The organism is Actinosynnema pretiosum (assembly GCF_002354875.1).
Taxonomy (GTDB): Bacteria; Actinomycetota; Actinomycetes; order Mycobacteriales; family Pseudonocardiaceae; genus Actinosynnema; species Actinosynnema auranticum.
This window is the reverse complement of the sequence record NZ_CP023445.1, coordinates 1905387-1919756: the sequence shown is the minus strand read 5'-3', so window position 1 is coordinate 1919756 and position 14370 is coordinate 1905387. Positions and strand designations below refer to the sequence as shown.

10 protein-coding genes are annotated in these 14370 nt (G+C 72.2%); all 10 read right to left on the bottom strand.

The window, feature by feature from the left end; all coding sequences use genetic code 11:
* Positions 1-108: 108 nt before the first annotated feature.
* Positions 109-672, bottom strand: coding sequence for an acyltransferase (locus tag CNX65_RS08675; protein ID WP_096492300.1), 564 nt, complete (start codon positions 670-672; stop codon positions 109-111).
* A complete protein-coding gene (locus CNX65_RS08670; RefSeq protein WP_096492299.1) occupies positions 669-1766 on the bottom strand; it encodes a DegT/DnrJ/EryC1/StrS family aminotransferase in 1098 nt (365 codons plus the stop codon). Before CNX65_RS08670 ends, CNX65_RS08675 begins: the two co-directional genes overlap by 4 nt.
* Positions 1763-2419, bottom strand: coding sequence for a NeuD/PglB/VioB family sugar acetyltransferase (locus tag CNX65_RS08665; RefSeq protein WP_096492298.1), 657 nt, complete (start codon positions 2417-2419; stop codon positions 1763-1765). The genes CNX65_RS08670 and CNX65_RS08665 overlap by 4 nt, the downstream gene beginning before the upstream one ends.
* A 14-nt stretch (positions 2420-2433) precedes the next feature.
* Positions 2434-7317 (bottom strand): DUF4082 domain-containing protein, encoded by a 4884-nt coding sequence (locus CNX65_RS08660; RefSeq protein ID WP_096492297.1) that lies wholly within the window; start codon positions 7315-7317, stop codon positions 2434-2436.
* 240 nt (positions 7318-7557) lie between these two features.
* Positions 7558-8673: a DegT/DnrJ/EryC1/StrS family aminotransferase gene (locus tag CNX65_RS08655; RefSeq protein ID WP_096492296.1), complete on the bottom strand. Its 1116-nt coding sequence runs from the start codon at positions 8671-8673 to the stop codon at positions 7558-7560.
* Complete coding sequence (locus CNX65_RS08650; protein WP_198320445.1) at positions 8670-9644, bottom strand: SDR family NAD(P)-dependent oxidoreductase; 975 nt, start codon at positions 9642-9644, stop codon at positions 8670-8672. The genes CNX65_RS08655 and CNX65_RS08650 overlap by 4 nt, the downstream gene beginning before the upstream one ends.
* Positions 9641-10243, bottom strand: coding sequence for a dTDP-4-dehydrorhamnose 3,5-epimerase (rfbC, locus tag CNX65_RS08645; RefSeq protein WP_096492295.1), 603 nt, complete (start codon positions 10241-10243; stop codon positions 9641-9643). The genes CNX65_RS08650 and rfbC overlap by 4 nt, the downstream gene beginning before the upstream one ends.
* Entirely contained in the window at positions 10240-11313 is a 1074-nt protein-coding gene (locus CNX65_RS08640; protein WP_232519755.1) for a Gfo/Idh/MocA family protein, read from the bottom strand. Before CNX65_RS08640 ends, rfbC begins: the two co-directional genes overlap by 4 nt.
* A 20-nt stretch (positions 11314-11333) precedes the next feature.
* On the bottom strand, positions 11334-12737 hold the full coding sequence (locus tag CNX65_RS08635) for a sugar transferase (protein ID WP_096492293.1): 1404 nt from the start codon (positions 12735-12737) through the stop codon (positions 11334-11336).
* Between the two features lie 1354 nt (positions 12738-14091).
* Positions 14092-14367, bottom strand: coding sequence for an RNA-binding S4 domain-containing protein (locus CNX65_RS08630; protein ID WP_096492292.1), 276 nt, complete (start codon positions 14365-14367; stop codon positions 14092-14094).
* Positions 14368-14370 lie beyond the last annotated feature (3 nt).

Here is a 14370-nt window from a genome sequence, read left to right as displayed (position 1 = left end):
CGGCGGGTGACCGCCCGCCGGGTCGGGGAGGCTCCCCGACCCGGCGGGCGGCGCCACGGGGTCTCGGTCGGCCAGGCCCGGCCTGCCGAGAGCGCCGCGCTCGACCGGTCAGGACGCCCGCGTCAACCCGCCGCCGTCCTCCCGGTACGACTTCGCGCAGTCCGGGCAGGTCAGGGCGTCGGTCAGGCGCTGCCCGCACTCGCACACCCACCCCTTCACCCTGGCCGGGTTGCCCGCCACGAACGCGTGCGCCGGGACGTCCTTGGTCACGACCGACCCCGCCGCCGCGAAGGCGTGCGCCCCGATCTCCACGCCGCACACCACCACCGTGCCCGCCCCCAGCGTCGCCCCGCGGCGGACCAGGGTGGTCAGCAGCGCGTCCCCGGTCCGCTTGATCGCGGCCCGCGGTCGCAGGTCGTTCGTGAACAGCACGTTGGGCCCGAGGAAGACCTCGTCCTCGCAGGTCACCCCGTCGAAGACCAGCGTCCCGTTCTTGACCGTCACCCGGTCCCCCAGCACCGCGCTGCCCTCCACGAACGCCCCGTCGCAGATGTTGCAGTCGCGACCGATCCTGGCTCCGGGGAGCACGTGCGCGAACGCCCACACGCGGGTGCCGTCGCCGACGTCCTCGCTCTCGCACAGCCCGTTCGGGTGCACCCGCACCCCGCTCACAGGGCGGCCTTCAGCGCGGCCACCACGCGGTGCTGCTGCTCCTCGGTGATCTCCGGGAACAGCGGCAGGGAGAGGATCTCGGTGGCCACCGACTCGCTCACCGGGAAGTCCCCGGCCCCGTGCCCCAGCGAGGCGAAGGCCCCGGTCAGGTGGACCGGGGTCGGGTAGTGGATGCCCGCGCCGACGCCCGCCTCGTGCAGCGCGGCGAGCACGCGGTCGCGGTTCGGGACCCGGACCACGTACAGGTGCCACACCGGGATGTTGCCCTCCAGCACCTCCGGCGCCAGCACGTCCGGCAGGTCGGCCAGGAGCTCGGCGTACCGGGTGGCCGCGGCGCGGCGGGCCTCGTTCCAGCCCTCCAGCCTGCGCAGCTTCGCGGACAGCACCACCGCCTGCAGGGTGTCCAGCCTGCTGTTGAAGCCCAGCACGCTGTGCTCGTACTTGCGCGGGGAGCCGTGCTCGCGCAGCAGCCGGACCGCCTCGGCCAGCTCGGCGGACGAGGTCAGGACCGCGCCGCCGTCGCCGTAGGCGCCGAGGTTCTTGCCGGGGTAGAAGCTGGTCGCGGCGATCTCGCCCAGCCCGCCCACGGGGACGCCGAAGCGGGAGGCGCCCTGGGCCTGCGCGGCGTCCTCCACGACCGGGACGCCGGGGGCGGCGGCCCGGACCAGCTCCACCGGGGCGGCCTGGCCGTAGAGGTGCACGGGCAGGACGGCCCTGGTGCGGTCGGTCAGCGCGGCCGGGATCTTCTCCGGGTCGATCAGGCCGGTCGCGGCCACGCAGTCGACCAGCACGGGGGTCGCGCCGGTGCGGGCGACGGCCTCGGCGGTCGCGATGAAGGTGTTGGCGGGCAGGACGCACTCGTCGCCGTGGCCCACGCCGAGCGCGCGCAGCGCCAGCTCGATGGCGTCGGTGCCGTTGGCGACGCCGACGCAGTGCGCGACGCCCTGGTAGTCGGCGAACTCGGACTCGAACGCCGCCACCTGCGGGCCCCCGATGAACGCGGTGCGCTCCAGCACCGCGGCCCACCCCTCGGCGACCTCGTCGGCGACCTGGGCGTGCTGAGCGCGCAGGTCCACCAGCGGGATGTCGATCACGTGCGGTTCCCCTCTCGAAGGATTCGCCTGGCCGGGACGCCCGCCCAGACCTCGCCCGCGGGCACGTCGGCCAGCACGACCGCTCCCATGCCCACGACGGCCCCCGCGCCGATCGTGAGGCCCTCCCGGACGGCTGCGCGCTGTCCCAGGTAGGCGCTCTCCCCGACGCGGACCGCCCCACCCAGCGACGCGCCGCCTGCGAAGGTGACCCCGTCGCCGACCTCGTCGTCGTGGGTGATGATCACGTGCGGCATGGCGACCACGTGCGCGCCCAGGCGCAGCGGGGTGGTCACCACGACGCCGGCGAGCAGGACCGTCCCCGGACCGGCGGAGCACCCGGGGGCGACGTGCGCGCCGGGGTGCGTGATCGTGCCGTACCGGTCCTGCTCGAGGCCGAGCTTCCTGGCCAGCGCGAGCCGCCCCAGTGGGCGGCGGGCGCTGGCGACGCACACCACGACGGCGGCATCGGGGTGCTCGTGCACGAGCTCGGAACCGCCCAGCACGGGCAGGCCGTCGAGGGCCTGCCCGTGCTTGGTCGGATCGTCGTCGAGCGCGCCGAGCGGTGCCCACTCCTCCGGTGCGAGGCGGGCGGCGGCGAGCACCTCGCGCGCCAACCCCCCTCCCCCGACCAGCAGCAGCGGTCGCGGCGTCATGCGGCCCCTCTTCCTCAGGCGGTCGTGAAGACCACGTCCACCCAGTAGTTGTTGCCCTGGTAGCTGTTCGTCGGGAACCCGCCGCCCGGCTGGAAGAGGCCGTTGCGGCTGAGCTCGTCGGTGGCGGGCGAGGACAGCTTCGGCGTGTCCACGGCGTAGCCGCCGAAGTAGCCCTGGTTGATCGCGAAGTGCCCGTTGGGGGCGCTGTAGGAGGCGATGTACGTCGTCCCCGCGGTCACCTGGAGCGGCTCGTCGAAGGTGAGCGTCTGCCAGCCGGTGGCGGTCTCGTTCGCGAACGCGCCGGTCTTGAGCGGGGTCCCGTCGGTGCTCCACACCGTGCCGGTGTGGGTGCCGGTGTTGCCCGCGCCCTTGTAGAACCGCACGCCGGTGACCTTCCCGTCGGCCTTCGGGGTGAACCGCACGCCGAGCTCGTAGCTGCCGCCGTCGTCGGCCGAGGTGGTCGACGGGACGGTGGCCGCGCTGAACAGCGAGCACGGGCAGGTCTGGTCGGCGGACGTGGTGAACGACCAGGTGAGCGGTTCGGCCATGATGTTGCCACCGTCGTCGGCCGCGCGCGCGGTGACGACGTGCCTGGTCGTCGGGGCGAGGTCGGCCTTCGGCGTCCAGCTGACGGTGCGCCGGTCCCCGGAGAGGGTGATCGTGCCGTCGATCCTGGCGCCGCCGCCGTCGGTGACCGCGAACTGGGTGTTGTTGGCCTCGACGGGCTCGTCGAAGCTCGCCGTCACGGTCGGCCGCGCCTCGACGCCGGTCGCGCCCGCCAGCGGGGTGTTGCCGGTGGCGACGGGCGGGGTGGTGTCGCTGCTGGGCGTGTAGACGACGTCCACCCAGTAGTTGTTGCCCTGGTAGGACACGGTCGGGAAGCCGCCGCCCGGCTGGAACACGCCGTTCGGGCTGCCGTCCCCGGTGCGGGGCGCGGTGAGCGGCGGCGCGTCGACGCCGGTGGCCTGGAAGTAGCCCTGGTCGATCGCGTAGTGCCCGTTGGGGGCGGTGTACGAGGCGACGTAGGTCAGGCCGGGCGCGACGGTCACCGGGTTGGTGAACACCAGGGTCTGCCAGCCGGTGGCGGTCTCGTTGACGAAGGCGCCGGTGGCCATGCGGGAGCCGGTGGAGGTCCACAGGGAGCCGGTGTGGGTGCCGGTGTTGCCCGCGCCCTTGTAGAAGCGCACGCCGGTGATCTGGCCGCTCTGCGTCGGGGTGAACCGGACGCCCAGCTCGTAGCTGCCGCCGTCGTCGGCCGAGGTGGTCGACGGGACGGTGGCCGCGCTGAACAGCGAGCACGGGCAGGCGGCGGTGCGGGTGGTGGTGAAGGACCACTCGGCGGGCGCGGTCATCGCGTTGCCGTTGGCGTCGGCGATCAGGGCGCTGGCGCCGTAGCGGGTGTTGGGCTGGAGCTTGCCGGTGGGCGTCCAGGTGAGGGTCTTCTGGTCGCCGGACAGGGACACCTCGCCGTGCAGCTTGGCGCCGCCGGGGTCGGTGAGCCAGACCTGCGCGGAGGCCGGGTCGACCGGCTCGTTGAAGGTCAGCGCGAGCGGCGCGGCGAGCGCCACGTCGGTGGCGTTCGGCGCGGGCGTGCGCCCGTCCAGGGTCGGCGGGGTGGTGTCGCCGTTGAGGCCGTTGCGGAAGACCACGTCGACCCAGTAGTTGGCGGAGTTGTAGCTGGCGTTCGGGAAGCCGCCGCCGGTGCCGTAGCGGAAGACGCCGTTGGGGCCGTCGACGCCTGCGGCGAGGGCGCGCAGGGCGCCGTAGGCCGCGGTCTGGCCGTTGAAGTAGCCGGGCGTGACCGCGTAGTGGCCCTTGGGCGCGTAGTACGACACCACGTAGGTGGTGTTGGCCTGCACGACCACGGGGGAGGCGAAGGTCAGGGTCTGCCAGCCCGAGGTGCTCTCGCCGGTGAAGACGCCGGTGGCCAGGAGCTTGCCGGTGGCGTCCCACAGGGAGCCGGTGTGGGTGCCGGTGTTGTTCGCGCCCTTGAAGAAGCGGACGCCCAGCACCTCGCCCTTGCCGTTGAAGCGGACCTTGGCGCCCAGTTCCACGGGGGTGGCGTCGTCGGCGCTCTGCGTCTCGGGCGAGGCGAAGTCGTCCCACACGGTGCAGGGGCAGGCGGCCGGGCGGTGCGAGCCGGTGGTGAAGGTCCAGGTGTGCTCGGGCGTCTGGTTGCCCGCGGCGTCCCTGACCCGCACGGAGGCGGTGTAGGTGGTGCCGGTGCGCAGCTCGGCGCTTGGCGTGAACTGGGCGGTCTTGCCGTCGCCGGTGACCGAGGTGGCTCCCGCGACCTGGCCGTCCGGGCCGGTGAGGGTGAACTGGGTCGAGGCCGGGTTGAGGCCCTCGTCGTAGGCGGCGGACAGGGTCGGGGTGAGGCCGACGCTGGCCGAGGACGAGACGGGGCTGGTGGAGACCAGCTCGGGCGCGCGGGTGTCGGGGCCGGGGTCCGGGGCCCACACCACGTCGACCCAGTAGTTGGTGTCGAGCGAGCTGCGGTTCGGGAAGCCCGCGCCGCCGCGGAAGACGCCGTTGGCGTTGCCGAGGTCGCCGGGCGCGCCGCTGGGGCGCACGGTCTGCGGCGCGGTCAGCGGCTCCAGGTAGCGGGAGGAGAAGCTGAAGTACTCCGGGTCGGAGGCGAAGTGGCCGGTGGGCGACAGGTAGGACACGACGTAGGTGGTGTTCTTGTCGACCTTCACCGGGATCGGGAACGCCAGGGTCTGCCAGCCGCTCGCGGTCTCGCCGGTGAACGTGCCGGTCGCCAGCTGGCGGCCGTCGGCGGTCCACAGGGTGCCGACGTGGGTGCCGGTGTCGTTGGGGCCCTTGTAGAAGCGCACGCCGCGCACGTAGCCGTCGGTGTTGGACTGCCACTTCACGCCCAGCTCCAGGGCGCCGCTGTCGGCGTTGTCCGGGTTCTTGGGCTTGTCGGCGTCGGTCCACAGGCCGCACGGGCAGGTGCGGGCGCCGACGCCGGGGGTGGCGGAGACGGGGCTGGACAGGTTGAGCGAGTCGTCGACCGCGCGGACCTGCAGGGTGGCGGGTCCCGACTTGGTCGGGGTGTAGGTGTAGCTCCAGGCGCTCTGGCCCGCGAGCCAGTTCGCCGGGTGCCAGCGGGTGCCGCCGTCGGTGGAGACCTCGACGCCGGTGACCTGGCCCGCCGCGTCGGTGACGGTGCCGGAGAAGGTGTAGGCGGCGCCGACGGTGGAGATGGCGGGCACCGAGGTGAAGGCGGCGGTGGGCGCCTGCTTGTCGGTGATGCCGTCGGTCTGGGTCAGGCCGGTCCGCAGGGTCGCGGCCTTCACGCCCATGTCGGCCAGGAAGTTGACCGTGGCCTGCTGCATCCGCACGTCGGAGGTGGGCGTGTTGGTGAGGAAGGCGTGGTCGTCGTCCAGGCCCCAGGCCCACTGCACGGTGCCCGCGCCGAACACCAGCGCGCCGCTCGTCTGGTCCTTGTAGTAGGTCAGGGCGTGCGTGGCGGTGTCGGGGGTGTAGTGGTCGCCGTAGTTCTGGAGCACGTACGGGCCGTCGAGCATGGCGACGGTGGTGCGGGAGAACTGGCCGACGCCCGCGGGCTGGAAGCCGTTGTCCGGCACGACGTTCCACTCGTAGCCGAGGGTGCCTGGCTGGAACGTGTAGGTGCTGCCCGCGGCCATGGTCTGCAGGTCGGTGTTGCGCCAGAGGCGCATCTTCCCGTACTGCGCGGGGACCTGGAGCGAGTCGTCGCGGCGGCCGTTGACGACGAAGATGTTGCCCAGCAGGGAGTTCTCCGGCCTGCCGCCGTCCTGCTCGGGGAAGCGCGGGTCGCGCCAGGTGCCGGTCCAGTCCGGGAGGCCGTCGTTCTGGGTGCCCTTGGTCTCCTTGAAGGAGGCGATGGTGCGCCAGTCGCGCTTCGTGCCGAACTTGCTGGCCTCCCAGCGGGTCTTCCAGAAGATCTCGTTGCCGGTGAGGAAGGCCAGGTGCACGCCCGCCGCGCGGGCCGCCTCGACGCTGGCGCGCTGCTCGTTCGACCAGTACTCGTCGTGGCCGACGGCCATGAAGACCTTCTGCTTCTTGATCAGCTCACCGCGCCGGGCGCTGTCGACGTCGGTGGTGTAGGTCAGGTCGTAGCCGTTGGACTCCAGGAAGCGGAGCATCGGGTACTCGGCGTTGAAGATGAAGTTCTCGTCGCCGTCGCCGCCGGTGTAGGGGCGGTTGTAGCTGACCTTGTAGGCCTGGCCGCCCTGGCCGGGGCCGTCGCCGAAGTAGAGGCTATTGCCACCGTAGCGGTTGTAGGCGACCCAGGTGGAGTCCGAGGTCTGGAACATGACCTTGCCGGTGGCGGTGTCGTCGCGGACGACGAACGCCAGCTCGTTGACGGCGGGCTGGTCGGCGGGGACGTCGGTGCGGCTCATCCGGGCGTAGTAGATGCCGGAGACGGCGTCCTGCGGGACGGTCCACGTGGTGGAGACGGCCCAGTTGCCGCAGTCGATCAGCGCGGTGCCGGTCGGGTAGGTCGGCATCGGCGTGGTGTCGCGGTCGCAGGCGGGCTGGTTCTGCGGGGTGGTGCGGGTGGTGCTGCCCATCAGGCGGGCGCCCGAGCCGCCGTAGTAGCCCAGGCGGTAGAGGTCGATCCGGTAGGAGGTCGCCGGGGTGAGCATCTTGAACTCGACGGTCTCGCCGGGCGCGTAGCTGATGTCGGTGGTGAACCCGAGGATCGAGTCGTCCTTGGAGGTGACCTGCCAGTCCGTCGCGCCCTGCTTGGTGTTCTCGCAGACGATCTTGTTGGCGACCGGCGCGTCGCAGGGTCCCGCCGCACGGGCGGTGGCCGCGGTGAACACGACGATCGGCACGATTCCGCTCGCGACCACCAGGACGGCCAGCAGCCCTCTCAGCAGACGCCCCGCTATCGACCCCACCATCGACAACTCAACTCCTCGAATGCACACGGTAGTGCGGCAGTCACTACTCCCCGTAGTGCAACCTTGTTGCTCCGAAAGTCGCCTATCAGCTGCAACTTGTTACGCACCAATGCATCTCGGTTGGATGACAACACGGTGGAAAATCTGATCCACTACTCAGAGTGACGACATGGGGGTAGTCGAAAGCCGGCGACCGGGGTGGGTCCCCCGGTCGCCGGACTCCTCCGGCGGTCCGGTCCGCTAGGCGGTGGCGGCGGACAGCGCGGCGACGACCTCGTCCTGCTCCTCGTCGGTCAGCCCGACGAAGTGCGGCAGCAGGACGTGGTCGGCGGCGACCTTCTCGGTGACCGGCAGCACCGGGTTGTGCTCACCGGCGTGGTACACGGGCTCCAGGTGGCAGGCGGTGATGCGGCGGGTGGCCACGCCCCGCTCGGCCATGGCGGTCATGACGGCCATGCGCTCGTGCCGGACCAGGCGCACCAGGTACGACTGGTAGACGTGGCCGAGGCCCTCGGGCTCGAAGGGCGTCACGACGGCGTCGTTGCCCTTCAGCAGCTCGTCGTAGCGCGCGGCCAGCGAGCGGCGGGTCTTGACCACGTGGTCCAGCTTGCCCAGCTGCACCACGCCCACCGCGGCCTGGATGTCGGTCATCTTGTAGTTGAAGCCCACCTCGTCGTAGCTCTCGGCGATGACCGCCGTCGAGGTGTGCCTGGCCAGCGTGGACACCGAGGCGGCGTGCGCGCGCAGCGCCCGCAGCTTCGCGGCCCACTCGTCGCTGTCGGTGGTGACGACGCCGCCCTCGCCGGTGGTGAGGATCTTGCGGGCGTCGAAGCTGAACACGGTCAGGTCGCTGATCGCGCCCAGCCGCACGCCGTCGATCGTGGCGCCGTAGGCGGGCGCCGCGTCCTCGACCAGGAACAGGCCGTGCTTGTCGGCGATCGCCCGCAGCGCCTTGAGGTCGGCGGGCAGCCCGATCTGGCTGGCGGGCATGATCGCCCTGGTGCGCGGGGTGATCAGCTGCTCGACGTGCGCGGGGTCGATGTTGTAGGTGCGCTCGTCGATGTCGGCGAACACCGGCGTGGCGCCGGTGTAGCGGATCGAGTTCGGCGTGGCGATGAAGGTGAACGACGGGCAGATGACCTCGTCGCCCTCGCCGATGCCGAGCGCGGCCAGCGCGAGGTGCAGGCCGGTGGTGGCGCTGTTCACGCTGACCGCGTGCTTCGCGCCGACCTGCTCGGCGACCTGCTGCTCGAACTTGCCCGCGCGCGGGCCGACCGACAGCCAGCCGGAGCGCACGGCCTCGGCGGCGGCGTCCGCCTCCTCCTGGCCGACGTACAGGCGGGTGATGGGGATCATCGCTGCGCTCCCTGGAGTTCGTCCTGCCACCACGCGACGAGGCGGGTGAGTCCTTCGTGGAGGGACGTGGTCGCCTCGAACCCGATGCGGTCCTTGGCGGCCTCGGTGGAGGCGAGCCTGCGCGGGACGGCGTTGACCTTGCGCTCCGGGCCGTGCTCGGGGCGCAGGTCGGACCGGCCCATGACCTCCAGCAGCGCGTCGGCGAGCTGCGCGAGCGAGGTCTCCACGCCGGAGGCGACGTTGAAGATCTCGTCCGAGGCCTCGCTCTTCGCCGCGAGCACGTTGGCCCGCGCGATGTCGGTGCTGTAGACGAAGTCCATGGTCTGGCTGCCGTCGCCCAGGATCAGCGGCGGCGTGCCCTCGGCGATGCGCTCCATCCAGCGCACCAGGACCTCGGTGTAGACGCCGAAGACGTCCATGCGGGGGCCGTAGACGTTGAAGTAGCGCAGGCCCACGTAGTCCAGGCCGTGCATCTCGTTGAAGCTGCGCAGCAGGCCCTCGTTGTAGACCTTCGCGGCCCCGTAGAGGGTGCGGTTGCCGAACGGGTGGTGGTCCTCCTCGGTGGGGAAGACCTCGGCCAGGCCGTAGACCGACGCCGACGAGGCGGCGACGACCTTGGTGACCTTCTTCTCCACGGCGGCCTCGAGCACGTTGAACGTGCCGGTGGCCAGCACGTCGTGCGCCAGCCGGGGCTCCTCGGCGCACTGGGTGATCCGGATGGCGGCCTGGTGGAACAGCAGGTCGACACCGTCCATCGTGGACTTGACCAGCTCCACGTCGCGGATGTCGCCCTCGACGAAGCGGACCTTGCCGCTGGCCTCGGCGGTGGCGAGGTTGGCCATGCGGCCCCGCACCAGGTTGTCCAGCACGACGATCTCGGCGACGCCCTCGTCGACGAGCTGGTCGGCGATGGTCGAGCCGATGAGGCCGGCGCCGCCGGTGATCAGGACGCGCGCGTCACGCAGGTTCACGCTTCAACTCCGTGGTGGAAGGCCGGGTTCTCCAGGTAGGCGGCGAGGCTCGGGTTGGCCGAGTCCTTCGCGGACAGCGTCGGGTCCTCGACCGGCCACGGGATGCCCACGTCCGGGTCGTCCCAGGCCAGCAGGCCCTCGGCCTCGGGGGTGTGGAAGCCGGTGGTCTTGTACTGGACCTCGGCGACGTCGGACAGCACCGCGAAGCCGTGCGCGAAGCCCGGCCCCATCAGCAGCTGGGTGCGGTTGGTCGCGGACAGCTCGATCCCGAACCACTTGCCGAAGGTCGGCGAGCCGACCCGGATGTCGACCACCACGTCCCAGATCGCGCCGGCGGTGCAGCGCACCAGCCGGTGCTGCGGGGCGAGCCCGGTCTGGAAGTGCAGGCCGCGCAGCACCCCCCTGCTGGACCGGGAGTGGTTGTCCTGCACGAAGTCCAGGTGCAGCCCGTGCTGCTCCCAGCGGCGCTTGCTGTAGGACTCGAAGAAGAAGCCGCGCTCGTCCTCGAACCACTCGGGCTGGACCACGCGCACGCCGTCGATCTCCGTCGGCGTGACCGTCATGTCCATGCCCTGCTTGGGGGTGACCACCCCGCTCATGCAACCGCCTCTTCCCACTCGGCCGGGCGCCGCGCGTCCCGGACCCTCACGAACTCCCCGCCCCCGACGAGGCTCGCCGAGGCCGCCTCAAGGATGGCCAGCACGCGCAGCCCCGACCAGCCGTCGGTCAGGGGAGCGCGCTTCTCGGTGATGGACGCCGCGAACTCAGCCATGACGCCGCGCAGGGCCTCGCGCTCGGGCAGCGCGGGCGCGACGGTCTCGCCGCGGCGGTAGGAGATGATCGCCTGCCTGCGCTCGGCCTCGCCCAGGTCGGCCGGGGTGAGGTCGGCGCCGCGGTCGTGCACGGAGATCCGCTGCACGATGTTCAGGTCGTCCCACACGACGGTGCGGCGCGAGCCGCCGACGATCATCGTGCGGATCTTGGTGGGCGAGAGCCAGTTGACGTGCACGTGCGCCAGGACGCCGTCGGACAGCTCCAGGGTGAGGTGCCCGATGCAGGCGCGGCCGGCGCCGATCGGGTCGGAGCCGTGCGCGGCCACGCGGGTGACGCGCACGCCGTCGGGCAGGATCGCGTCGAAGATCGACAGGTCGTGCGGGGCCAGGTCCCACAGCACGTCCACGTCCGGCTGCACCAGGCCCAGGTTGACCCGCACCGAGTCCAGGTACTGGACCGTGCCGATCTCGCCGGAGCGCACCAGGTGGCGCAGGTGCTGCACGGCCGGGGTGTAGCAGAAGGTGTGGTCGAGCATGAGGGTCAGGCCGCGCTCCTCGGCCTCGCGGACCAGCCGGTGGCCGTCCGCGTAGTTGGCCGCGAGGGGCTTCTCCACCAGCACGTGCTTGCCCGCGCGCAGGGCGGCCATCGCGACCGGCAGGTGGGTGGCGGCCGGGGTGGCGATGGCGACCGCGTCGACGGCGGGGTCGGCCAGCACCTCCTCCAGCGAGCCGGACACGCGGACCGTGGAGTAGCCGCCGAGGACCCGGTGGGCCTTGTCGGTGTCCAGGTCGCACAGGTAGCGCAGCGTCATGGCCGGGGTCGCCTGGGCGTTGCGCACCAGGTTCGGGCCCCAGTAGCCGGCGCCGATGACGGCGACGCCGATCGGCTGGTCCATCCGGTTCTCCTCAGCGGTCATCAGTAGGCCCCCTGACCGCCGAAGACGGCGCGGAAGGTCTTCCACAGGATCAGCGCGTCCAGCGCGAGCGACCAGTCCTCCACGTACCGCAGGTCGAGCCGCACGGACTCCTCCCACGACAGGTCGCTGCGCCCGGAGACCTGCCACAGGCCGGTCAGGCCGGGCTTGACCAGCAGCCTGCGCCGCACGTCGGGGCCGTACTTGGCGCTCTCCTCGGGCAGCGGCGGCCGGGGACCCACCAGCGACATGGTCCCTCCGAGCACGTTGAGCAGCTGGGGCAGCTCGTCCAGCGAGTAGCGGCGCAGGACGCGGCCGACGCCGGTCACCCTCGGGTCGCGGCGCATCTTGAACAGCACGCCGGAGCCCTCGTTGACCGACTGGAGCTGCGAGCGCAGCGCGTCGGCATTGGTCACCATCGTCCGGAACTTCAGGATCGTGAAGGGAACGCCGTCCTTGCCCACGCGGCTCTGCCTGTAGAGCACCGGGCCCCGGCTGTCGATCATGATCGCGACGGCCACGGTCAGCAGGACGGGCGCGAACAGGGTGAGCAGCACCGCCGAGCCGAGGCGGTCGAAGGTGGCCTTGACCACGCGGCGGAAACCGGTGAAGACCGGCTCGGACACCCGCAGCAGCGGCATCCCGAGCACGCCGGTGACGTGCAGGCGCGGTCCGGCGAAGTCCATCAGCGCGGGCGCGACGACCATCTCGGTGCCGGAGCCCTCCAGGTCCCAGGCGAGCTGCTGGAGGCGCTTGGGCGTCCAGTAGGCGTCGGGGGTGACCGCGACGATGCGGTAGCCGCCCCGGCGCACCTGCTCGGCCAGCTCGCCGAAGCGGCCGACCACGGGGATGCCGTCCAGCTCGACGCCCATCTCGGCGCGGCCGTCGACGGTGCAGACCGCGTCGACGCGCCAGCCCAGGTGCGGGGCGCGGCGGGTGCGGCCGATCAGGTCCTTGACGGTGTCGACGTTGCCCGCGGCCAGCACCGGCAGCAGGCAGCGGCCCTCACCGCGGGCGCGGTGCAGCGGGCGGCGCAGGGCGTAGCGGACCGGGAAGGCGACCAGGGCGATGGCCGGGCCGACCAGGAACACCCAGCTCCGGCCGCCGGGCAGGCTGACGGCCAGCGCGCCGAGGCCCATGACCACGACCGCCGAGCCGATCGCGCGGCCCAGTCTTCGGAACTCCTCGGCGCCCTGGCCGAGGACGGACGCGCTCCACACCCGGTTCACGCACAGCGAGCCCACGACCACCGCGAAGGTGACCGCTTCGAGGGCGACGAGGTGCAGCGGGCCGAACGTGACGTGGTTGACCGACATGAGGTAGCCGGCCAGCAGGACCACCAGGAGGGTGCAGAGCAGGTCGGCGGCGATGACGCTGCGCCGGTACGCGGGTTCCCAGCGGTTCACCGGCGGTTGCGCGGGCGAGTGGGAGTGCGGCTGCTGCTGCGCGGTCGGTCGGGCTCGGTGGGCTGCGGTGCGACGTGTGCTCCTCGTGCGGTGGGTAGGCGCCACCCCGACGACGGCTCTGCGTCGCGTGGGCTGGACCTGCTCGCTCATCGTGGTAGCTCCCCCGGTTCGGGCGATCCGGACTTGCACGTTCGCAGGACATCCCCGACAGACCCCGCGCGCTGTGTTGGCAAATGCGCCGGGGCGATTTCTCGTCTCGGCAAACCGTGATTCGCTGAGCCGGGCGCGGACGTTACACGGACAGTGAAGGGCGTCGGCGGGTGCGATTCCTCACGGGGAGCTGCGACCACCCAGGCGGGTCAGCGGGTGACGTCGGGTCACGGATCATGACCTGTGGAAAACCCTTACCGGTGGAGGTCGGAGGCCGTCCACAGTGGTCGGACGTGTGGTGCGCGCGCGTGGGCACATCCATCGGCGATGGGCCTGGTTCCGTTACAGGGCGTTTTGACGGGTGGGATGAAACGTTCCGTTAATGCCGGACAAAGGCTCCCGAAGGGGCAACTCGGCCAGCGCGCGTGGCGGCCCGCAGTCACCCATTCACAGAGCGAACGCGCCTATTCGGCGCAACGGTCGCAGGCGTGGGGCAAATCTCACGCCGATCACTCCGCCGAAGGCGCGTGAGGCAGTTCACAAGGGGAAACCCGGAATGGAGTGCGCGGTTACCGGGAGGGGATGGGACATATGCGCAGCGCGATTGCGCGGGTGTGGGCGGCGGGAGGCGCGGGGGTGGTGCGGGCGGAGCAGCGGGAAGGGGCTCTCCGGGCGATCCAGCCGGCCTCCGGGGGCCGAGGGGGCCGGTGATCAGGGGCCGCATTTCGCGGTGCGGACCAGCGGGGGCGGGGGAAGCCGCACTACCGCGGAGAGGGCGGAGGGTGGAGCGGGGGCGTCCGGGTGGGGGCAATGCGGGTTCGGGGGTGGATTTGAGGGGGTGCGGGGCGGCATGAGGGGGTGGCGCTTCGAGGGTGCTCGGGGCGGCCCCTGGAAGTGCTCGGGGTGTGGATCTTGGTTTGGGCACGTGGGCGCACGGGTGGGCGGGGGCGTGCGGGGGCGTGACCGGGCGGACGCGGGCCGGGCGCGGCGGGTGTGGGCCGGAGGCGGTCGTGGGCCGGGGGCGAGGGCCGGGCGCGATGGGTGCGGGCCGGAGGCGGTCGCGGGCCGGGGGGCGAGGGCCGGGCGCGGTCTGAGCCGGGGTGGGTCGGGCGCGCGTGGGGGTGGTCGGAGCCGGGAGGCGGGCTCCCGGCTGCGGCTCGGTGTTCGGTGCTTGGTGTTCGGCGTTCGGCGGGTGCGGCTCGGGTCAGCCTGCGTCGGTGTCGACGGCCGCGTCGGCACCGGCGTCGGCACCGGCCTGGGTGGTGCGCGCGACCAGGCGGGCCTTCTCTCCGTCGACCGCGACGACGTCGCCGTTCTTGAGCTGCGCGCCGCGCCGGGACTCGGGCCGTCCGTTGACCGTGACCTCGCCCTCCTCGACGAGTTCCCTGGCGTGGGCGCCGTGCTCGGCCAGGCCCGCCAGCTTGAGGAACTGGCCGAGCCTGATCATGTCGTCGGCGATCTCCACTTCGCGGATGCGCATTGA